The organism is Microbacterium gorillae (assembly GCF_000826185.2).
GTDB classification, from domain to species: Bacteria; Actinomycetota; Actinomycetes; order Actinomycetales; family Microbacteriaceae; genus Microbacterium; species Microbacterium gorillae.
Genome location: NZ_LN648875.1, coordinates 1133403 through 1154587, shown reverse-complemented (window position 1 = coordinate 1154587; position 21185 = coordinate 1133403). Strand labels below are relative to the sequence as shown.

The window sequence follows — 21185 nt, the reverse complement described above, 5'->3', positions numbered from 1 at the left end:
GGAGCCCCGGCCTCATTCCACGCCCATGAACATGTTCACCTCGGTGATGCGGTCCGCGGGGTTCCGGCGGACGACATCCGCACCGCGGCCCACGACAGATCCGTCGGGTGCGGTCATGGACCAGCGCAGGAGGAGAGCGTCGCCGGAGGTGAGCTCCTGGTCGTAGCTGAAGCGCAGTCCCTTGCCGGCGATGAGGTCGGCGTGGACGCGGTCGATGTGCGCGGTGATGGCGGCGACACCGGTGAGCGTCGTGCCCAGCGATGAGACGGACATCGATCCGTCGGTCGCCCACAGTCGGCCGGTGGCGGCGTGGCGGCGGGCCTCGTCCGGCTCGGTCCAGGTGGACAGGTAGTCGGCGGCGAAAGCCGAGTCTGCGGTCATGAGGGTTCCCTTCGTGGTGAGTCGCGGCGGATGTCGCCGGGCACGGTTTTGGAATCAGAGGTCAAGCATTGCGGCGTGCGAGACGGCTGCGACATCGGGTCATGTCAGATCACGGCGAGTGTGGTGTCGACGATGCGACGCAGGGTGCGTTCGTCCTGTGTCATCGCCATGACGCGGAGCCCCGCGAGGGCGGTGCTGAGGAAATCGGCGAGCGCGCCGGCATCGGCGTCACGACGCACGTCGCCCTCGACCTGGCCGCGCTCGATGCGCTCGCGGAACCACCCATTCTGGATCGACTGCAGCCGGCGCAGGCGGTCGGCGAGCGCGGCGTCGTGACCGGCGAGCTCGACGGCTGTGTTCCCGATCAGGCACCCGCGCCGGACGGGCGCGGCCAGGTCGGTCTCCACGATGAACAGCAGGGCGGCGCGCAGCACGTCCCGGGTTGACCCGGGGGCCGCGAGGAGTTCCATTGCCGTCGCCTCGATGTGCTGCTGGTACACGTCGAGGCAGCGGTCGAACAGCTGCTGCTTGCCCTCGAACGCGTTGTAGAGGCTCCCTTTCGCGATGCCGGTGGCCTCGGCGAGGTCTGCGGGTGAGGTCGCCGCATACCCGTTCGTCCAGAACGCATCCATCGCGCGCTCGAGCACAGTGTCCTCATCAAAGCTCCGCGGTCGTCCCATGCGCCCACCGTAGCCATTCTGGACCTCAAGGTCAAGAATCCACGCCACACGCCGACCCTCTCGGTGCACCCCCGGGGTACTGCAGGATGCGTGCGGTTGCGCAGGACAGCAGAGGGGTCGATCTGCGGAAATCCGGGGGTCACCGTCCTGCCGAACTCGTCCGCGTCCTGCGTGACCCGGGTGATCCTGCACGACCGAATGGCCGCGGGGAATCAGCCCGGGGGCGGACTCAGCCGGGGGCCGCGTCCGCCCCCGGGGGACGTCACCTCAGGCGGTGAGCCACACCGTCGTGTCGGTTGGCAGGGCGCCGTCGGTGAGGGGTTCCGAGGACAGGATCACGCGGGACGCGTCGACGGACACGGGGGCGGGGCCGAAGTTCGTGACGACCTCGACGTCGCCCGTGTGGAACGCCAGGACGTCGGTGCCGCGGTCCAGCCACTCCAGGGTCTCGGTGCCGAGGGAGCGGGCGGCGCGCTCGGCGAGCAGGCGCTTGTACAGCTCCAGTGTCGAATCGGCGGCACCGGTCTCGGTGGCCCGGGAGAAGTCGGCGAACTCGGCCGGCTGCGGCAACCAGCTCGCGCCGGTGTCGTTGAAACCGAAGGCGGGGGCGTCCGCCTCCCACGGGATCGGCACACGGCAGCCGTCGCGACCGTAGCGCTCGCCGTTGGTGCGGAAGAAGGACGGGTCCTGGCGCGCCTCGTCCGGCAGGTCGATGACCTCGGGCAGGCCGAGTTCCTCACCCTGGTACAGGTAGGACGAACCCGGAAGTGCCAGCATCAGCGAGGTCGCGGCGCGGGCGCGCCGCAGACCGAGCGCGGCGTCCGGACGCGGGCCGGGCGTCTTCGGTCCGATGCCCTCGCCCTGCGGGTTGTCGATCGTGAGAGCCAGGCGCGTGGCGTGGCGCACGACGTCGTGGTTGGACAGCACCCAGGTCGACGGGGCCCCCACGCCGTTGAACGCGGCGATCGAGGTCTCAATGGACTCGCGCTGCCCGGCGGCGGACCAGGCCGCGTACATGTAGTTGAAGTTGAACGCCTGGTGCATCTCGTCGGGGCGGACCCAGAGCGCGGTCTCCTCGTTCGTCGGCAGCCACGCCTCGGCGCACAGCACTCGGTCGCCCGCGTACTCGGCCAGCACGGTGTGCCAGTCGCGGTAGATCTCGTGCACGCCGTCCTGACCCCAGTACGGCACCGGCTCCGCGCCACCCATCGACGCGGCGTCGGTCGGCGGCGTGTAGTCCGGCAGGCCCGCGGCCTTGATCATGCCGTGCGCGACATCGACGCGGAAGCCGTCGGCACCGCGGTCCAGCCAGAAGCGCAGCACGCTCCGGAACTCCGCGCGGACCTCCTCGTTGGTCCAGTCGAAATCCGGCTGGCTGGAGTCGAACAGGTGCAGGTACCACTGGCCGGGCGTCCCGTCCGCGTTCGTGATGCGCGTCCACGCCGGGCCCCCGAAGACGGACTCCCAGTTGTTCGGGGGCAGTTCGCCGTCCGCACCCTTGCCGTCGCGGAAGATGTAGCGCGCCCGCTCGGGGCTGCCCGGCGCCGCGGCCAGAGCCGCCTGGAACCAGACGTGCTGATCGGAGGAGTGGTTCGGGACCAGGTCGACGATGAGTCGGATCTCACGTTCGTGCGCGCTCGCGAGCAGCTCGTCGAAGTCGGCGAGGGTACCGAACAGCGGGTCGACGTCGCGGTAGTCGGCCACGTCGTATCCGGCGTCCTTCTGCGGGCTGACCATGAACGGGCTCAGCCAGATCGCGTCGATGCCGAGCTCGGCCAGGGAGTCCAGGCGCGACTCGATACCGCGGAGGTCGCCCACGCCGTCGCCGGACGCGTCCGCGAAGGACCGGGGGTAGATCTGGTAGATGACGGCGGAACGCCACCACTCGGAACCGGGTGCGGCGGTCGGGAACGCGAAGCTCATGCCGACCACGCTAGCCCAGCGCGCGGGTCTCCCGGTTCAGATCCGGCTCATTTCTCGAATCGATTCGATCACGATCGGCGCCGCCGGACCGATCGACCGTGGTCGTCCTCAGCCCAGGACGAGCCGGAGGTCGGCGCGCGCCTTGTTGAAGTTCTCGATATTGGTGGGCAACTCGCCGTCGCCGCCCTGCCACCGGTGCATGACCTCTTCGCCGACGATGATGCCGATGCCGATCGCCATCCGCACCTCCCGCTGGCGCTGCTCAACAGGCAGGGCCGCGCGCTCCGGGTGCTTGTCCAGCCACTCCTCGAGCAGCATCCCGAGCGCGGCTCGGCTGGCGCCACTGCCCCACGAGACGCGGCTGGTCACCTCGGGCTGCTGCACGAAGATCTGCAATCGCTGCACCGTGAGTTCCTCGGGCTGGTCACCGCCACGGACGGCATCGCTGATCAGAACGAACACCGCCAAGGGCAGATCGTGCCCGTACCGCTCGAGCAGCACGTGGGCGCGGTCGTTCTCGGCGAAATCGAGCGGCTTGCCGAAGATCGCCTGCTCGCGTGAAGCGAAGTAATTGAAGAACGTGCTGCGCGAAACCATGACCTCGTCGCACACGCGATCCACCGTCACGGCGTCAATGCCCTCATCGACGGCGATGCGGACGGCCACTTCCTGCAGAGCGCGCTCCGTTGCCAGTCGCTTCCGTTCTCTCAGTCCCAGAGTGTGACCGGGCATGATTGGTCTCCTTCAAGTGCCCATCGTCCGGCCTCTGGGGAGAAGGAAGGCCTGGGGAGCAGACGGTGTGCACCGTGACCATGCTAACCACGCGTATATGGACACCGTCGACCATTGGAGCTTCTTCATCGTGCGTCGGCGATATTCGAGGCGAATCGAACTCGATGCCGGGCGGGTAATCTGGAGCGGTGACTTCCGGTTCTCTTGAACGCGCCCACTCGCTCATCCGCAGCATCCCCGACTATCCGGAGCCCGGTGTCCTCTTCCGTGACATCACGCCGCTGCTGGCGGACCGGGACGCTCTCGCCGCCACGATCGATGCACTGTTCGAGCCGTTCCGCGGTGAGTTCGACCTCGTCGCGGGAATCGAGGCGCGCGGCTTCCTCCTCGCCGGCGCCGCCGCCATCGCGGCGGGCGTCGGACTCATCCCGATCCGCAAGGCGGGCAAGCTGCCGCGGCCGGCCGCGTCGGTGTCCTATGCCCTGGAGTACGGCACCGCCACGATCGAGGCGCACGACGACATCCCCCGCGGTGCTCGGGTGCTGCTGGTCGATGACGTCCTGGCCACCGGTGGGACGCTCGGTGCCGCGCACGATCTGGTCGCGCAGCTCGGTGGCCGCGTGATCGGCACGGCCGTCCTCTTCGAGATCGACGAGCTCGGCGGCCGCGAAGCCGTCGGCGACCCGCGCCTGCACGCGGTCTTCCACTCCTGAGCTCAGGCGGGCATCGGCCGGGGATTCGAATCCGGCCGCAGCGCCGCCAATTCCGTCATCACCGGATCCTGCGTCAGCGTGCGCATCTGCGAGTCCAGGTGCAGCGCCATCAGATGCGCCGCAGCGCCGACGTCGCGGGCGCGGATCGCGGTGAGCAGTCGATCGTGCTCACTGAGCAGGGCGACGGCGTCCATGTTCTCGGCGATGCGGTCGTTCAGACCGGAGGCGTCCAACGCCATCGAGAGGTTCTGGACCAGGTCGAACAGCAGGCGGTTGCCCGAGGCCTGCGCGATCACCCCGTGGAACAGGCTGCACCGCACGCCGGCGCGGCTCGGGTCCGCGGCGTCACGCACGGTCTCCATTTCCGCGGCCGCGGCGGATTCGAGTGCCTCGAGGTGCTCGCGCGTCCAGTTCGCAGCCGCGCTCTGCGCCGCTTCCACATCCAGAGCCCGGCGGACGCCGACCAGCTCGGTGGGCGAGTAGCTGGAGAGGGCGTCCAGCAGGAGCGACGGCGCCGCGGTGGACGAGCGGACGAAGGTGCCGCGCGCGGTCAGCGTCTCGACCATTCCGAGCGTGGCGAGCGAACGAATCGCCTCACGCACCGTCGAGCGACCGACGCCGAGTTCCGCGGACAGCTCCGGTTCGGTGGGAATCCGGCAGCCGATCGGCCACTCGCCGGAGCTGATCCGAGCCCGCAGACGGGACAGCGTGAGCCGCGCGAGGGCGCTTCCTGACGACTGGTTCATCTGTCCTCCCGACACTGGCGAATCTTTCCTACGGACCGAAGGTTATCGATTCCGGGGATCCGTCCGCGATCCCCGGAATCATGCGTCAGAGCGAGCCGACCCAGGTTTTCAGATCGGCCAGACCGGCCGGGGTCGAGCTGAGCCCGAGCGCCTGGACGTTCTTGCCGAGGACGAGGTGCGTGCGCCCGTCGGTGACGGCGGGGAGCCCGGCGACGGCCGGGTTCTTCAGCAGGGAGGCGAAGGACGCCTCGCCCGAGCCGTTCATGTCGATCATCAGGATCGCGTCCGGGTTCGCATCGATGATCTGCTCGGCCGTGATCGGGCCGGTGGTCTTCAGTCCGAGTTCGGCGCTGACGTCCTGCGCCCCGGCCAGGCGCAGCATCTCCAGCGGGAAGGCGGTGCCGGCGGTGACGAACGGGCGTCCGGCCTGGTTGTTCAGCACCAGGACGCGCGGGGCGTCCGCGGCCGGCTCATCGTCGCCGGCCAGCGCCGTGGTGAGCTCGTCCGCGAGCGTCGCGGCCTGATCGTCGGCCCCGGTCGCCTCGCCGACGAGGGCGATGTCAGCGGCGACCTGATCAGGCGTGGACCACGCGTTGGGCAGCACCAGGACGGGCACACCGAGTGCCTGCAGCGCAGCGCCGGCGGAATCCTCCTGGCCGTGGCGGGCGGTGAGGATGACGAGGTCCGGGTGCTGCGCGAACACGGCCTCGGGGTCGATCTTCGAGGTCGTCGCGATCGTGGCGTCCACGTCGGCGAAGGCGTCGGCGTGGTCGGTCAGGGCGGGGTTGGAGGCCTCGGCGGGGACCATCACGAGGCGGTCGGTGAGGCCGAGTTCGGCAGCCAGCGCCGCGCTCTCGTAGCTGAGGGCGGCGATCCGCTGCGGCTCAGCCTGGATGGTGACCTCCGTCGCCGCGGTGGTCGCTCCGGCGGGCACGCTGACCGTGCGGGGGAACGCGGCGGCCGCTTCGGTGGCGGTGGGGGAAGCGCTGGTCGCCGTGGGAGCGGCGGTCGAGGCACTGGTGGCGCAGCCGCTCAGCGCGAGCGCGGTGGCGACGAAGAGTGTGGGGATCGTCGCGCGACGGGCGAGACGGGTCATCGGGTTCCTTTCACAGCGGTGGCGTCGGGGCGGACGCCGGAGTGCGGACGGGTTCGTCCGGCACGAGGATGGTGCGCCCGGAGGGCGTGGTCTGCAGCGAGGCGCGGACGCCGTACACGTCGTGGATGCGTGCGGGCGTGAGGACCTCGGCGGGTGCTCCGTGGTGCGCGCGGCCGTCGCGGCCGAGCAGCAGCACGGCGGTGGCGAGGGTCAGCGCGAAACCGAGATCGTGCACCGCGGCGACGACGATGCGTCCGCGCGCGGACAGTTCCGCCACGATGCGTTCGACGAGCAGCTGGTGACCGAGATCGAGCGCCGCCGCCGGTTCGTCGAGGAGAACGACAGGGGTGCGCTGGGCGACGACGCGGGCGAGCTGGGCGAGCTGGCGTTGACCGCCGGACAGCGTGCCCAGACGTCGCGAAGCGAGGTCGCGGATGCCGACGACCTCGATCGCGTCGTCGATGCGCTCGGAAAGCTCGGCGCCGGAAGCGTCCTCTGCACCGGCACGCGCACCGATCGCGACGAGCTCGCGCACGCGCAGTTCGGCGACGCCGTGTGAGTCCTGCGCGAGCAGGGCGAGGGAGCGTGCGCGGGCGCGCGGGCGGGTGCGGCCGAGGTCCGCGCCGTCCACGCGTACCGTGCCGCGGAAGCCGACGCCGGTGCGCGCGATCGCGGACAGCAGCGAGGACTTGCCGGCGCCGTTGGGGCCGGTCAGGGCGACGACCGACCCGGCGACGGCGGTGAACGTGACCGGCTCGCTGAGCGGTTCGCCGCCGCGGACGGCCTGCAGCGCGTCCAGTTCCAGGGTGGTCACGACGCGCGCCGCTTCAGCAGCAGGAACAGGAACACCGGGGCGCCGACCATGGCGCAGACCACGCCGGTCTGCACGATCGCGGGAGTGAACGCGGTGCGGGCGACCGTGTCGGCGAGCATGAGGAACACGGCGCCGGTGAGCGCGGACAGAGGCAGCAGCCGCGTGTGCGGAGCGCCGACGACCAGGCGCACGGCGTGCGGCACGATCAGACCGACGAAGGCGATCACTCCGGACACGGACACCGCGGCGCCGGTGATCAGGGACGTGATCAGAAGCAGGAACAGCCGCTCGCGACGGACGTCCACACCACTGGTCGCGGCGATCTCCTCACCGAGCGAGAGGGCGTCCAGCGCACTGCGGCGCAAGAACAGCACGACGAGTCCGGCGATGATCGGCACGGCCGCGACCGCGACGTGCGTCCACGTGCGCAGATCCAGATCGCCGGCCAACCAGAACGTGGCGTTGCGGGCGAGGGCGTCATCGCCCGCATTGGCGATGAGCAGGGAGATCAGTGCGCCACCGAGCGCGGACAGTGCGACGCCGGTGAGGATGATCCCGGTGGTGCCGAGGTCGCGGCGCAGGACGAGCACCGCCTGCAGGATCAGGGTGACGACGACGGCGCCGAGGAACGCCATCAGGGTCACACCCCACGCGGCGCCCGCACCGACGCCGAGGACGATTCCGCCGACGGCGCCCACGGCGGCTCCCGAGGACACTCCGGTCACGCCGGGGTCCGCGAGCGGGTTGCGCAGCAGGGCCTGCATCACCGCACCGGCGGTGGCCAGCGCCGCACCCACGAGCGCCGCGACGAGTGTGCGCGGCATGCGCAGCGTCCACACGACCGTGGCCGTCTGGGGGTCCGCGGCGGCCGGGTTGACGAGTGCGAGCAGGACCTGATCCGGGGCCAGTTGCACGGTGCCGAGAGCGAGGGACGCGAGCACCGCGAACACGAGCGCCAGGGTCGCGGTGACGCACGCGAGTCGGATCCGCTGAGGGAGCGCGATGCCGCGCGTGCGAATCGCGGCGGCAGTGGTCATGGGGGAGGATGCTTTCATCGGACGAAGAGGGCCGTCCTCGACCGTATCATCAGATGAAGGCCTTCGTCTGATGATAGGTTGAAGCGCGTGCCCACCCCCGAACACGCCCTGCCGTACGACGCCCTTCTGATCTGTTCGTTCGGCGGTCCGAACCGTCCCGCGGACGTGATGCCGTTCCTGCGCAACGTCGTCGACGGCCGCGGAATCCCGGACGAGCGCCTGGCCGAGGTCGCCGAGCACTACCTGCACTTCGGCGGTCGCAGCCCGATCAACGAGCAGAACCTCGCGCTGCGATCGGCGATCGAAGCGGAGTTCGCCGCCCGCGGCGTCCGCCTGCCCGTGCTGTGGAGCAACCGCAACTGGCACCCCTACACCGTCGACGTGCTGCGCGACGCGGTGGCGTTCGGCGCGCGCCGCATCCTGGTCCTCGTCACGAGCGCCTACGCGTCCTACTCCGGTTCGCGGCAGTATCGCGAGCACCTCGCCGCCGCCGTCGCCGAGCTGGGGGAGGACGTGCAGATCGACATCCTGCGTCCGTTCTTCAACTCGCCCGGCTTCGTGCAGGCGAATCAGGACGCGATCGGGGAGGCCCTGACCGCGCTGCCGGATGCCCACGTGGTCTACGTCACGCACTCCATCCCGAACACGATGCAGGACGCCTCGGCCGTCACCGGCCCCGGCTACGCCGAGCAGCATGAGGACGTCCGTGCCGTCATCGACGACCGCCTCGGCACCTCCGGCCGCTCCTCCCTGGCGTACTGCTCCCGTTCCGGTGACCCGCGCACGCCCTGGCTGGAGCCGGACGTGAACGACCACCTCGCGGCGCTCCGCGATGCCGGGGTGCGCAACGTGATCGTCGCGCCGATCGGATTCATCAGCGACCACATGGAGGTCGCGTTCGACCTCGACACCGAAGCGGCCGAGACCGCCGCCGAGCTGGGGCTCGGCTTCGCGCGTGCCGGGTCCGCGTCGGACCGGGCGCCCTTCATCGCCGGCCTGGTCGACATGGTGCTCGAGCGCGCCGCTCGGGAGCGCGGCGAGGACGTCGTGGCACCCGTCGTCGGGTCGCTCCCCGCATTCGCCGACGTCGCCCCGCCGAACAGCTGCCGCGCCCGCCACGATGTCGTCACCGGTGTGCCGGTGCTCGCCGGCTTCGAAGACTGACCCCCGGAAGGATCACCGTATGACCGAGAACGTCGTCCCCCTCAAGCCCGTCGTCGACCACCGTGCGGTCGCGGAGAGCATCAACGCGGCCGTCAACTACACGCTGTACGCAGCATTCACCGCCACGCGTCTGGGCGGTGGCACCCCCGACGCCGTCGTGCAGGCGCTGACCGCGGTGCCGGAATCCGTCACCGTGCGCGGCACCTACGACGTGTCCGGCTTCCGCGCCGATGCCGAGGTGCTCATCTGGTTGCACGGCCCGATCGTCGAGGACCTCCAGGCCGTCTACCGTGCGGTGGTCGATGCTGCGGACGGCGCACTGGAGCCGGTGTGGACCGGCGTCGGTGTGCACCGCACCGCCGAGTTCAACCGGGGCCATGTGCCGGCGTTCCTCGCCGGAGACGCGCCGAAGGGCTACATCTGCCTGTATCCGTTCGTCCGCTCGTACGAGTGGTACCTGCTGCCCGAGGACGAGCGCCGGAAGATGCTGCGCGACCACGGTGCCGCGGCGAAGGACTACGGCGACGTGCTGGCCAACACCGTCTCATCGTTCGCGCTCGGCGACTACGAGTGGCTGCTGTCGTTCGAGGCCGATGACCTCATCCGCATCGTCGATCTGATGCGTGACCTCCGTGCCACGGAAGCCCGTCGTCACGTCCGCGAAGAGGTCCCCTTCTTCACCGGCCCGCGCGTCGCGCCCGAGGAGCTGTTCGTCCGCTTCCTCTGAGCTTCTTATGCGTGACGCCGCCCCCGGTTCCGAGGCGGCGTCACGCGCGTATGGTGACCCCATGATCCACCGCCGCCCGCGGGTGCTGTACGTCGAGGACGATGCCGTGATCGCCGAGATGACCCGCGATGTGCTGGCCGAGGCGAACGACGTGGTCTGGGAGAGCACGGTCGCGGCGGCGCGGACCGCGGCGCACTCCGAAGCCTTCGACGTCCTCGTCCTGGACCGGCGACTGCCGGGCGGGGACGGTCTGGAACTGCTGCGTGAGCTGCGCGGCGCCGGTGTGCGCACACCCGCGCTGATGCTGACCGCGCTGGATTCCGTCGCGGATCGCGTCGCGGGGCTGGACGGCGGCGCGAACGACTACCTGGTCAAGCCGTTCGACTTCGACGAACTGCTCGCCCGCGTCCGCGCGCTGCACCGCGGCGCCGCCGTCGCGGATCGGATCGAGGTCGGGGCATGGGTCCTGGTGCCCGGCGCGCAGGCGATGTACGGACCCGGCGGGGAGCGTGTCGCGCTCACCGCCACCGAGGCCCGCCTGATGGGGGTCCTCGCCCGGGAACCGGACCGGGTCTTCTCGCGAGCGGAGCTCCTCACCGCCGTGTTCGATCACACGGACACGCTCGGCACGGTGGACACGTACGTCCACTACCTGCGTCGCAAGACCGCGCCCGAGGTGGTCACCACCGTTCGCGCCCGCGGGTATCGGGTCGGCGGATGACCGAGCGCCCGGACGCGTCCGACGTCGTGGCGCTGCGGCGCGCGAGCCGGCGCATCGGTGCGGCCATCGCGGGAGCGTTCACGGTGGTGCTCACGGTCGGTGTCGTGATCCTCGTCGCGGTGATCACGGCGACAGGTCGGTTCGCGGCGGGACCGGACGGGGACCCGCACGGTGCGCAGAGCGTGAACGCCGACCATGTCGTCGTGGACGTGGATCGGGTGGTGCCCTGGGTGATCGGACTGGGGCTGGTAGGCATCGTCGTGATGGGGCTCATCGCCGTCCTCATCGCGCGTCGCGCGGTCGCTCCGCTGGCTGAAGCGCTCCGGGTGCAACGCCGATTCGTCGCCGACGCCGGACACGAGCTGCGCACACCGTTGACCGCACTGTACGCCCGGGTGCAGACCGCTCAGCGGCGCGATGATCGCGGCGAGGACGTCACCGGCACGCTCGCCGCGCTCCGTGCCGATGCCGAGACCATGAACGACGTGCTGACCGACCTGCTGCTGGTCGCCGCGCCGTCGGCGACCGCGTCGGCCGACGTCGCCGGTGCGGTCGCCGAAGCGGTGCGGCTGCTGGAGCCGGTGGCGGCCGCCGCCCACGTCCGTCTGCGCGCGGAGACAGCGTCGGGTGCGGCGGTGCCCCTGCCGACGACGGCCCTGACGCGGATGGTCGTCGCGCTGCTGGACAACGCGATCCACCATGCGCCCGCCGGGACGGAGGTGCTCGTCGCGGGCTCCGAGACGGCGACGGCGGTCGAGCTGCGCGTCATCGATCACGGTTCCGGACTGGACGGGGTGGCCCCGGAGGACGTGTTCGCCCGATTCGTGCGCGGTGCGGAGTCGGGGCGCCGGCGCGGCTTCGGCATCGGACTGGCGCTCGTGCGTGAGCTCGCCGTCCGTGCCGGCGGTACCGTGGCGGTCGAGCGCACCGGACCCGATGGCACCGTGTTCCGTCTGGACCTGCCGCGGATCTCAGGTGGCGGCTGAGACCGAGACCTCGACACCGCGGATCCATCGCCGCGCGCGGCCGTCCGCGTGCAGCAGCATCCCGGTCGTCTCCGGGGCGACACTGATCCAGCTCAGGTCGTCGAACCCGGCGACCACCGCCGCCGTCGCCCACACGTCAGCATCCGTGAGCGAGGGCGCGATCACCGTCGCGGACACCGGAGCGGTCACCGGGTGTCCGGACCGGGGGTCGATGATGTGCGCGCCGCGCTCCGCGATTCCGGACGTGGCCACCGCCCCGTTGCGGACCTCGACCAGGCCGGCGACGCGCGACGGATCGGCCGGATCGACCACGCCGATCGGCCAGGTCCACTCCGAATCGGCCGCGGTGAACAGGCGCATGTCGCCGCCGACGGACACACCGACCGCCTCGACGCCGGTCCCCGGGCCCACGAGGGAGGCAAGCCGGGCGGCGGCCCGCTCCACCGCCCAGCCCTTGACGAGCCCGGTCGGATCGAAGCCACCGTTCCAGCTGGCGGCGAAGAGTCCGCCGGTGCGCTGCTCGAAGTCCGCGCAGAGTCGCGCCACCTCGCCGACCATCGGGTCCCCGGCGGACAGGGCCAGCTCTCCGGTGCGGATACGGCTGAGATCCGAGTCCGGGCGGAACGGGGACAGGACACGATCGACCTTGGTGAGGTCCGCCAGGGCCGCGTCCGCCGCGTGCTGCACGCGGGCGATCGCCGTGACGCTGCCGTGGAAGCGGAAGCTGGCGACCGTACCGAAGATCGGAGCCACTCGTGCGGTGCGCATCACTTCGCCCCCGCCTGGTCCAGCGCACTCTGCAGGGACTGCAGATACCCCTCCGAGGTGAAGGTCGCCCCGGAGATCATCTGGATCTGCGCGCTCTGCGCTTGCGTGGTCTCCGAGATCAGCATCGGCAGCGCCTGGGAGTTGATCTCCTGGTCGCGGCGCTCGGTGGTCGGGTACTGCGGCACCTGCACGCCGGTGATGCGGCCGCCGGAGACGGTCACCGCCACCTGCACCGGCCCGTACCGGGTGTCCGCGGCGTCCCCGGTGAAGGTGCCGTCGCGGTACGCCGCGGTTCCGGAGGACGTCGAGGTGCCACCATCGGAGGTCGACCCATTGCCGGACGACCCGGACCCGGAGGACCCCGTGTCGGACGATCCACCGCTGGAGGAACCGGAGTCCGAGGAACCGGTGCTCGACGATCCCGAGTCGGACGAGCCGGTGCTCGAGGAACCGGAGTCCGAGGGGCCGGTGCTCGACGATCCGCCGGAATCGGCACTGGCCGACGGCGTCGGCGAGGTGTCGGCGGCCGCGGTCGGTGCCACCGCCTCCAGCGACGTCCGGTAGCTGAACAGCAGCACGAGGGCGGACAGCGTCGACAGGGCGACGTAGACGATGCGTTTCATGTCAGCTCCGATCAGATCGCGAAGTTCTCGGTGTGGATGTCCGCGCGGGCGACGCCGGCGGCGCGCAGGTCACGTTTGAGGGCCGCGGACCACGCCGGTGGACCCACGATGAACACGTCCGTGTCGGACAGGCTCCCAGCGAGGTGAGTGAGCATCGCGTCCGGTGGGGTGGCGGCGTAGCGCGCGGGCAGCCACGACCCGTCCGCGGGGGAGCGCCGTCCGTCCAGTGCGAAGACCCGGACGCCCCGATCGTCCACCAGTCGCTGCACGCGCACGGGCATCACTCCGGAACCCGGTGCGTGATCGCGGGTGACCAGGACCGCCTCCCCCGGGTGCAGCCGCTCGCTCTCCAGGATCGCGACCAGCGGAGACACCCCGGATCCGGCCCCGAACATCACGGTGCGCGGGTGGCGGCGGCGCTGCGCGGTCAGCGTGCCGAACGGGCCCTCCGCCCAGAGCCGGTCGCCGGGGTTCAGCCGCGCCAGCCGTGCCGTCTCGGACCCGGTCACGCGGGCCGTGACGCGCATCGATCCGTCCGGGTCCCGCGTCACGGACAGCGGGGTGCCGCGCAGGCGACCCGGTCCGCCCGGGACGCGCCAGATGAAGAACTGTCCCGACGTCACGGGCACCGTCACACCGGGGCGGGCGGCGATCGTGAGGGTGACGGCGTCCGGTCCGCTCCGCTCGACGCCGGCCACGCGCAGTTGCCAGGTGCGATTGCGCAGGATCGGCACCAGGACCCGGAACACGATGACGGCGACCGCGGTCAGCGCCCACAGCGCCCACCAGTACGCCGTCGCCGTGGGAGAGGTGAGGAAGTCGCTGCCGGTCCACAGCTGATGCGGCAGCGCGATGCCGACACCGATGTACCCGTACAGGTGCAGCAGGTGCCAGGACTCGTACCGCAACCGCCGCCGCGCCGCGCGCATCGAGGTGATCGCGACGGCGATGATCGCCACGGTCCCGGCCAGGGCGATGAGCATGCCCGGGTAGGTGAGGGTGAGTGAGACGAACTCCGTGATCACCGCGCCCGACGGCCATGCGTACCCGACCGTGATGAGGATGACGTGGGCGAGCATCAGCCACAGCGACCAGAAACCGACGAGCCGGTGCATCCGGGTGATGCCGTCATGGCCGAAGCCGCGCTCGAACAGGGGCACGCGCGCCATCAGCAGCACCTGGTAGAGCAGCAGGTTCGCAGCGACCAGGCCGGTGATGCGGCCGAGCGAGTCCAGCAGCGGCCCCGGTCCTGCCACGAGGTCGGACAGGCCCCCGCCGGCGACCCAGAGCGCGACGACGAACAGGCTCGTTCCCCAGATCGTCGCGGTCGCGCCCGCCCACCAGCCCGTCGCCGTCACCCGGGTTCGCGTCCGCGTGAGCGGCATCGTGGCCGCCGCGGTGGGGAGGGTGTACGTGCTCATGAGGCCATGCTCGACCGTGACCTCTGAGGCGGTGCTAAGAATCCGTCGTCGGAGCGGGGTTCATGCTCGACGCATAGGCTTCTCGCACCGAGCGGTGCGCGACGTCAGCTCTCGAACACGACGTTGATCGGGTCCTCGCCATCGAGCATGCGGACGATCTGGGTCGCGACGAGCTGCGCGATGCGCGGCTGCATCGAACTCGCCGCACCGCCCACGTGCGGCACGATCAGCGTGTTCGGCGCCTGCCAGAGCGGGTGTCCCTCCGGCAGCGGCTCCGGGTCGGTGACGTCCAGGGCGGCGCGGATCCGGCCCCGCTGCAGGTGGTCGATGAGGGCGTCCGTGTCGATCAGCGGACCGCGGCCGACGTTCACCACGAGGGCGCCGTCCGGGAGGGCGGACAGGGCCTCGTCGTTGATGAGGTGACGGGTCTCCGCGGTGTCCGGCAGGGTCAGGATCACGATGTCGGCCGTCGGCAGCAGCTCGGCGAGCTCGTCGATGCCGTGCACCTGGCGGCCGGCCTCTTCGCGGGCGTGCGAGGCGACGGGCACGATGTCCACTTCGAACGGCTCGAGGCGCGACACGACGGCCTTCCCGACACCGCCGAAGCCGAGTACGAGCACGCGTCGATCGGCCAGGGAGGGAGAGAACCGCGGGCGCCAGGCCTCGGCATCCTGCTGGCGGACGAACTCCGGAATGCGTCGTTGCGAGGCCAGCACCAGCGTGAGGGCCATCTCGCTCGTCGCGGTCTCGTGCACCGAGGACGCGTTCGCGAACACGTGACCGGGCGGCAGGTGGGCCGGCACGTCGTCGTAGCCGATGGACTGGCCCTGGACGAGTCGGGTGCGCACGCCATCGAGCTGGGGAAGCGCGGCGCTCGCCTTCATGTACGGCGGCACGGCGAGGTCGATCTCGGAACGCGGTGCCGCTCCGGACATGTCCCAGAGCAGCAGTTCGACCTCAGCCGCGCGCTCGCCGAGCCGTGCCGTCACGTCGTCCCGCAGGCGTTCGGTGGGCAGCGACACGCTGAGCTTCGTCATGCCTCGACCCTAGCCCGGGCAACGCTCCCACTTTCCACAGCTCCGCGCGGACGGACATGCCGCGATCGAGAGCATGCCGGACATCGCTCCCACGTCCGCCAGAAGCGCGCGCGGGGAACTGCCGAGATCGGGAGCGATCAGGCGGCGACGCGAGCCAATGCGGCGATCGCGGACGCGAAGAAGCGGGCGCCGTCCTCGCCGGAGCGCATCGCGGCGGCCGTGTCCGGACCGAAGCCCGGCTCGACGGCGTGCTCCGGGTGCGGCATCAGGCCGACGACGTTGCCCCGCTCGTTGACGAGGCCGGCGATGTCGTTGAGCGACCCGTTCGGGTTCACGCCGAGGTAGCGGAACGCGACGCGTCCCTCGCCCTCGAGTCGTGCCAGCGTCTCGGCATCGGCGATGTAGCCGCCGTCACCGTTCTTCAGCGGGATGACGATCTCCTCGCCGGCGCTGAAGGCGTTGGTCCACGCGGTGTCGGCGTTCTCGACGCGCAGCTTCTGGTCGCGGCGGATGAACTGCTGGTTCGCGTTCCGGATCAGTCCGCCCGGCAGCAGGTGCGCCTCGACGAGCATCTGGAAGCCGTTGCAGATGCCGAGGACGGGCACCCCCTTCGCGGCGGCGTCCTTCACCTCGGACATGATGGGCGCGAGCGCGGCGATGGCGCCGGCGCGCAGGTAGTCGCCGTAGCTGAAACCGCCGGGCAGCACGATCGCGTCCACGCCCTGGAGGTCGTGGTCCGCGTGCCAGAGGGCCACCGGCTCGGCACCGGCGAGACGGACCGCGCGCTGCGCGTCACGGTCATCGAGCGAACCGGGGAAGGTGACGACCCCGATGCGGGCGGTCACTCCACGACCTCGACGCCGACGACGTCCTCGATCACGCCGTTGGAGAGCACGTCCGCGGCGACCTGCTTCGCGGTGGCCAGCACGTCGTCCGTGACCTCGCCCTCCACGGTGAGCTCGAAGCGCTTGCCGATGCGCACGTTGCTGAAGGCCGTGACGCCGAGGCGGTCGAAGGCACCGCTCACCGCCTTGCCCTGCGGGTCGAGGAGTTCGGACTTCGGCATGACGTCGACGACGATGGTGGGCATTGATGGCTCCGAGATGGACGCGAACGGCGGTCGAGCCCAGTCTACCCAGCGGGGCCGCGCCGTCCGTCACCTCCGGATCAGGACCACACCCACCGCAGGGCGTCGGGGAACAGGACGCCGCCGTGGTTCGGGCTGTGCCCGCCGTCGCCCACGACGAACCGGAAGTCATAGCCGTTCTCGGCCAGGGCGGCCGCGACGTGCAAGGACTCGGCGAACCAGTTCTCCTCCGCGGCGTTCCAGTTCAGGTCCCGGTGCGCGGCGTGCAGGAAGATCCGCAGCGGCTTGCGGGGGGTCTCGGACAGCAGCCGGGGGTAGGGGTTGCCGCCCGGCATCTGCGCGAAGCTGGAGTTGAACGCGATGACGCGTCCGATGCGCTCCGGTCGCATCCATGCGGCTGTGACGGCGGCGTTGCCCCCGCTGCTGCCGCCGACGATCGCCCGGTCGGACGGCTCGGCCGACACGGCGAACCGCTCCGCCACCAGCGGCAGGACCTCCGTCGTGAGAAAGTCCGCGTAGCGCTCATCGAACGCGTCGTACTCGGCGTTGCGGTGCTTCACCGGGCCTTCGGGGCCGGCGAGGACGCCCGGATCGACGAAGACGCCGATCATGTTCGGCAGGTCGCCGGACGCGGCGAGATTGTCCAGCACGATGCCGCCGCGGACGGCCGCCGCCGGATCCAGGTACCACCACCCGTCATTGCAGAAGGTCACCCGTGCGGGCACGGTGGCATCGTGATCGGCCGGAACGTGGATCCAGATCCGCCGGGTCGTGCCCGGGTAGATCGTGCTGTCCGCGAGCACGATCTCGGTGATCGAGCCGGGCCGCACGCCGGTCCGGGCGATCGAGTCCGGTCCGTACGCGTAGGAGAGGTCCGTCGCGGGCACCGGCAGCGGGCGGAATCCGATCATCCGTCGACCGTAGCCGCCGTCGCGGTCGTTCGGTCAGAGGACCGCCGTTTGACATGCATGGGAGCGCTCCCATATCTTCGAACGAAGCATCGCGTGACCATGGGTCCGGTGCTGTCGGGCGGCGGACGACCGCCCGACGCCTGTGAGAGGAACCGCCATGACCGATGCCCGCCCGTTCCCGCCGAACTTCCTCTTCGGTGCCGCCACCGCGGCGTACCAGATCGAGGGTGCGGCGTTCGAGGACGGCCGCACCGCCTCGATCTGGGACACGTTCTCGCGCGTTCCCGGTGCGGTGATCGGCGGCGAGACCGGTGATGTCGCGTGCGACCACTACCACCGTCACACCGCGGACGTCGCGATGATGAAGGACCTCGGCCTGCAGACGTACCGCTTCTCCACCTCGTGGTCGCGCGTGCGTCCGGACGCGGGAGCCGTGAACCCGGCGGGTGTGGACTTCTACAGCCGGCTCGTGGACGAGCTGCTCGAGGCCGACATCCTGCCCTGGCTGACGCTGTACCACTGGGACATGCCGCAGGCGCAGGAGGAGCGCGGTGGCTGGACCGCGCGGGAGACCGCGGACCGCTTCACCGAGTACGCGCTCACCGTGCACGACGCGCTCGGTGACCGCGTGAAGGTCTGGACCACGCTGAACGAGCCGTGGTGCTCCTCCTGGCTGTCCTACACCGCGGGCATCCACGCGCCCGGGCGCACGTCCATCGCCGACGGTCTGCTGTCCTCCCACCACCTCCTGCTGGCGCATGGACAGACGATCCGCGAGCTGCGTGCCCGGGACGCCTCGCTGGATCTCGGTCTCACGCTCAATCTCACGCTGGCCGACCCGGTGGACCCGTCGAACCCCGCCGACGTCGACGCCGCGCGTCGCATCGACGGACAGTTCGACCGCTGGTTCCTGGACCCGGTGTTCCGGGGCGCCTACCCGACCGACGTGGTCGAGGACATCCGGGCGGTGGACGCCGCCGCCGTCGCGACGTGGGAGGAGGCGGTCCGTCCCGGTGACCTCGAGACGATCGCCACGCCGATCGACACCCTCGGCGTGAACTACTACCACGGGGAGTACGTTGCCGCGACGCCCGCGGCGGACGCTCCGGCCGGCGGGGACGCACCGACGATCCGCGACGTGCGCTCGCCGTTCCCGGCCGCCGAGAACGTGTTCTGGCACGACCGCGGCCTGCCGCGCACGGGGCAGAACTGGGAGGTGCAGCCGGAGGCCCTCACCCGACTCCTCGTCCGCGTGCAGAAGGAGTACACCGGCGCGCAGGGCGTCGCGCTGTACGTCACCGAGAACGGCGCCGCCTACGACGACGAAGCCGTGGTGGAGGACGGCCTCACGCGCGTGCACGACGGGGCGCGCACGGAGTTCCTGCGCTCGCACCTCGGCGCCACGCTGGACGCCATCGAGGACGGCGCGGACGTCCGCGGCTTCTTCTATTGGTCACTGATGGACAACTATGAGTGGGCGTGGGGGTACGAGAAGCGGTTCGGGATCGTGCGGGTGGATTACGGTACTCAGGAGCGCTCGTTCAAGGACAGCGCCCTCGAGTACCGCAGGATCATCGCGGACCGCGAGATCACGGTTCCGCGCAACACCGTCGTGCCGGCTTACCTCGCCACGGCATGAGGAGAGGGGTCGGCGTGGACCTGGACGCGAGTGGACCCGCCACCATCGAGCAGGTCGCGGCCGTCGCCGGGGTGTCCCGGTCCACCGTCTCGCGGGTGGTGAACGGCTCCAGCGCGGTCAGCGAGTCCGCGCGGGAGGCGGTGTTCGCCGCGATCGCCCAACTCGACTACGTCCCGAACCAGGCCGCGCGCTCGCTCGCGACGCGGCAGACGCGAGCGATCGCGCTGATCATCCCGGAGGACACGTCGCGGTTCTTCGGTGACCCCTTCATCGCGTCCGTCGTCTCCGGAATCCACTCCCGCCTCACCGAGGCGGACTACGTGATGAACATGGTTCTCGCCACGGATGTCGCAGGCGGGCGCACCGCCCAGTACCTGCGCGGCGGGAACGTGGACGGCGCCATCGTCGTCTCCCACCACTCGCGGGACGCCTTCGTCGATGCGATCGCGGACGCCGTGCCGCTGGTGTTCGGCGGTCGTCCCACGCACAAGCGGGCGGGGGAGAGCGCGTACTTCGTCGACGTGGACAACGTTGAGGGCGGCCGGCTCGCGACCGCGCATCTGGTCGAGCGCGGACGCCGCGACATCGCCACGATCGCCGGTCCGCCGGACATGCCCGCCGGCATGGACCGGCTCGTCGGGTACCGTCAGGCGCTGGCCGATGCCGGACTGGCGGAGGGGGCCGTCGCCACGGGCGACTTCTCTGAAGCCGGCGGTTACGAGGCCATGCGCACGATCCTTTCCGCCGGAACGCCGGACGCCGTCTTCGTCGCCAGCGACCTGATGGCCGTGGGCGCCTATCGAGCACTGGCCGAGGCCGGACTCACGGTCCCGGACGACGTGGCCGTCGTCGGATTCGATGACGCCCCGGTGGCCGCGACGCTGTCCCCGGCACTGACCACGGTGCGTCAGCCCTCGACCCGCCAGGGCGAGCTGATCGCGCAGAAGCTCGTCGAGCTGCTCGGTGGTTCCGCTCCGGAGCGGATCACCATGATCGACGTGGAGATCGTGCCGCGCGCCTCCGCGTGAGCGGGCCGCGGATCTCCGCGGACGGGACGTCTCAGGCGGCGACGGTCGCGCGCAGGAGGTTGTTCCACGGATCGCCGAAACTGACCGTTCGGCCGTCGTCGCGCACCTCGGCGTCGTGGTGGTGCAGTCGCTCGGTGAGCTCTCCGAGCGCGTCCGGCGTGGGCAGGACGAGGTCGACCTGACCGAGCCCGAGCGCGGGCATGCGGGGTCCGGCGCCGCGGGAGTTCCAGACGTTCATCGCCATGTGGTGGTGATAGCCGCCGGCGCTGACGAACAGCGCCTGCTGCCCCATCGCCAGCGTTTGGTCGAAGCCGAGCTCATCGACGTAGAAGCGTCGCGCGGTGTCCACGTCGCCCACTGAGAGGTGCACGTGGCCGACCACGGCGTCGGAGCCATCGCGCACGCCACCGGCCGCGGCCTCGGTGAGGTGCGTGCGCAGGAACGTGTTCGGGTCGAGGAACAGGGTGTCCATCTCGATCTGGCCGTGCGTCCAGGACCAGGCGCTGCGTGCGCGGTCGACGTACAGCTCGACGCCGTTGCCCTCGGGGTCGGTCATGTAGAACGCCTCGCTGACGAGGTGGTCGGCGCTGCCGGTGAACGTGCCGGGCGCGTGCGTCGCGACTCCGTAGAGCGCGGCCGCGAGGGCCGCGCGGGACTCGAACAGGATCGCGGTGTGGAACAGTCCGGCCGATCCGTGCGGAGCGTGGCGCAGTTCCGGCGCGTGCTGGAGGATGACCAGCGGACGCCCACCACGGCCGAGAGTGACGCGGTCGCCGTGCGCATCGAGGACTTCGAGCGTGACGGCGTCCCGGTAGTAGGAGGTCATCCCGTCGAGGTCGGCCACGCGGAGGGTGACGGCACCCATGGCGGTGTCGGCGGAGAGGTGTTCGGTCATGACGGTCTCAACATAGTTGTACCTGAAAGTATTTCCAAATCCGCACGTTCCGGCGG

General features: G+C 70.8%; 23 protein-coding genes. 7 read left to right on the top strand and 16 right to left on the bottom strand.

What is annotated here, in order from left to right:
- Positions 1–12: 12 nt before the first annotated feature.
- The 4 genes from BN1193_RS15000 to BN1193_RS14985 all read right to left on the bottom strand — a co-directional run bounded on the left by BN1193_RS15000 (position 13) and on the right by BN1193_RS14985 (position 3716).
- Positions 13–381: a nuclear transport factor 2 family protein gene (locus BN1193_RS15000; protein WP_040167673.1), complete on the bottom strand. Its 369-nt coding sequence runs from the start codon at positions 379–381 to the stop codon at positions 13–15.
- 104 nt (positions 382–485) lie between these two features.
- Positions 486–1061, bottom strand: coding sequence for a TetR/AcrR family transcriptional regulator (locus BN1193_RS14995; RefSeq protein ID WP_040167672.1), 576 nt, complete (start codon positions 1059–1061; stop codon positions 486–488).
- A gap of 267 nt (positions 1062–1328) precedes the next feature.
- Positions 1329–2984, bottom strand: a complete 1656-nt coding sequence (locus BN1193_RS14990; RefSeq protein ID WP_040168430.1) for a glycoside hydrolase family 13 protein — start codon at positions 2982–2984, stop codon at positions 1329–1331.
- Positions 2985–3092: 108 nt separating this feature from the next.
- The gene (locus BN1193_RS14985; RefSeq protein ID WP_052460845.1) at positions 3093–3716 is read right to left on the bottom strand and encodes a TetR/AcrR family transcriptional regulator; all 624 of its coding nucleotides are present in this window, start codon (positions 3714–3716) and stop codon (positions 3093–3095) included.
- 188 nt (positions 3717–3904) lie between these two features.
- On the opposite strand from BN1193_RS14985, the gene BN1193_RS14980 reads away from it, so the two are divergent.
- Positions 3905–4429 carry an adenine phosphoribosyltransferase gene (locus tag BN1193_RS14980; protein ID WP_040167670.1) on the top strand — a complete coding sequence of 175 codons (525 nt, stop codon included), beginning with the start codon at positions 3905–3907 and terminating at the stop codon, positions 4427–4429.
- Positions 4430–4431: 2 nt separating this feature from the next.
- Here the strand turns inward: BN1193_RS14980 and BN1193_RS14975 are convergent, their stop codons facing one another.
- The 4 genes from BN1193_RS14975 to BN1193_RS14960 all read right to left on the bottom strand — a co-directional run bounded on the left by BN1193_RS14975 (position 4432) and on the right by BN1193_RS14960 (position 8122).
- Positions 4432–5175, bottom strand: coding sequence for a FadR/GntR family transcriptional regulator (locus tag BN1193_RS14975; RefSeq protein WP_052460844.1), 744 nt, complete (start codon positions 5173–5175; stop codon positions 4432–4434).
- Between the two features lie 85 nt (positions 5176–5260).
- Complete coding sequence (locus BN1193_RS14970) at positions 5261–6271, bottom strand: ABC transporter substrate-binding protein (protein ID WP_040167668.1); 1011 nt, start codon at positions 6269–6271, stop codon at positions 5261–5263.
- A 10-nt stretch (positions 6272–6281) separates the two neighbouring features.
- On the bottom strand, positions 6282–7085 hold the full coding sequence (locus BN1193_RS14965) for an ABC transporter ATP-binding protein (RefSeq protein ID WP_040167666.1): 804 nt from the start codon (positions 7083–7085) through the stop codon (positions 6282–6284).
- Entirely contained in the window at positions 7082–8122 is a 1041-nt protein-coding gene (locus tag BN1193_RS14960) for a FecCD family ABC transporter permease (RefSeq protein WP_040167664.1), read from the bottom strand. The genes BN1193_RS14965 and BN1193_RS14960 overlap by 4 nt, the downstream gene beginning before the upstream one ends.
- Positions 8123–8209: 87 nt before the next feature.
- Here BN1193_RS14960 and BN1193_RS14955 point away from each other — a divergent pair, with 87 nt between their 5' ends.
- From BN1193_RS14955 to BN1193_RS14940, 4 genes are all read left to right on the top strand, one after another.
- Positions 8210–9286 (top strand): ferrochelatase, encoded by a 1077-nt coding sequence (locus BN1193_RS14955; RefSeq protein WP_040167663.1) that lies wholly within the window; start codon positions 8210–8212, stop codon positions 9284–9286.
- A gap of 19 nt (positions 9287–9305) precedes the next feature.
- A complete protein-coding gene (gene hemQ / locus BN1193_RS14950; protein WP_040167662.1) occupies positions 9306–10013 on the top strand; it encodes a hydrogen peroxide-dependent heme synthase in 708 nt (235 codons plus the stop codon).
- A 61-nt stretch (positions 10014–10074) separates the two neighbouring features.
- On the top strand, positions 10075–10734 hold the full coding sequence (locus BN1193_RS14945; RefSeq protein ID WP_040168427.1) for a response regulator transcription factor: 660 nt from the start codon (positions 10075–10077) through the stop codon (positions 10732–10734).
- Positions 10731–11720, top strand: coding sequence for a sensor histidine kinase (locus BN1193_RS14940; protein ID WP_040167660.1), 990 nt, complete (start codon positions 10731–10733; stop codon positions 11718–11720). Before BN1193_RS14945 ends, BN1193_RS14940 begins: the two co-directional genes overlap by 4 nt.
- Here BN1193_RS14940 and BN1193_RS14935 read toward each other — a convergent pair.
- The 7 genes from BN1193_RS14935 to BN1193_RS14905 form a co-directional block, all read right to left on the bottom strand.
- Complete coding sequence (locus BN1193_RS14935; protein ID WP_040167659.1) at positions 11706–12488, bottom strand: FAD:protein FMN transferase; 783 nt, start codon at positions 12486–12488, stop codon at positions 11706–11708. The genes BN1193_RS14940 and BN1193_RS14935 overlap by 15 nt on opposite strands.
- A complete protein-coding gene (locus BN1193_RS14930) occupies positions 12488–13111 on the bottom strand; it encodes an FMN-binding protein (RefSeq protein ID WP_040167657.1) in 624 nt (207 codons plus the stop codon). The genes BN1193_RS14935 and BN1193_RS14930 overlap by 1 nt, the downstream gene beginning before the upstream one ends.
- Before the next feature lie 11 nt (positions 13112–13122).
- Positions 13123–14532, bottom strand: a complete 1410-nt coding sequence (locus BN1193_RS14925; RefSeq protein ID WP_040167656.1) for a ferredoxin reductase family protein — start codon at positions 14530–14532, stop codon at positions 13123–13125.
- 104 nt (positions 14533–14636) lie between these two features.
- Positions 14637–15569, bottom strand: coding sequence for a 2-hydroxyacid dehydrogenase (locus BN1193_RS14920; RefSeq protein ID WP_040167655.1), 933 nt, complete (start codon positions 15567–15569; stop codon positions 14637–14639).
- 137 nt (positions 15570–15706) lie between these two features.
- On the bottom strand, positions 15707–16414 hold the full coding sequence (purQ, locus tag BN1193_RS14915; RefSeq protein WP_040167654.1) for a phosphoribosylformylglycinamidine synthase subunit PurQ: 708 nt from the start codon (positions 16412–16414) through the stop codon (positions 15707–15709).
- Complete coding sequence (gene purS, locus BN1193_RS14910; RefSeq protein WP_040167652.1) at positions 16411–16659, bottom strand: phosphoribosylformylglycinamidine synthase subunit PurS; 249 nt, start codon at positions 16657–16659, stop codon at positions 16411–16413. The genes purQ and purS overlap by 4 nt, the downstream gene beginning before the upstream one ends.
- Before the next feature lie 77 nt (positions 16660–16736).
- Positions 16737–17567, bottom strand: a complete 831-nt coding sequence (locus BN1193_RS14905) for an alpha/beta hydrolase (protein ID WP_040167650.1) — start codon at positions 17565–17567, stop codon at positions 16737–16739.
- 157 nt (positions 17568–17724) lie between these two features.
- On the opposite strand from BN1193_RS14905, the gene BN1193_RS14900 reads away from it, so the two are divergent.
- Complete coding sequence (locus tag BN1193_RS14900) at positions 17725–19206, top strand: GH1 family beta-glucosidase (RefSeq protein WP_052460843.1); 1482 nt, start codon at positions 17725–17727, stop codon at positions 19204–19206.
- On the top strand, positions 19203–20234 hold the full coding sequence (locus BN1193_RS14895) for a LacI family DNA-binding transcriptional regulator (protein WP_052460842.1): 1032 nt from the start codon (positions 19203–19205) through the stop codon (positions 20232–20234). Before BN1193_RS14900 ends, BN1193_RS14895 begins: the two co-directional genes overlap by 4 nt.
- 31 nt (positions 20235–20265) lie before the next feature.
- On the opposite strand, the gene BN1193_RS14890 is transcribed toward BN1193_RS14895, so the two are convergent.
- Entirely contained in the window at positions 20266–21129 is an 864-nt protein-coding gene (locus BN1193_RS14890; protein WP_040167646.1) for a VOC family protein, read from the bottom strand.
- Positions 21130–21185 lie beyond the last annotated feature (56 nt).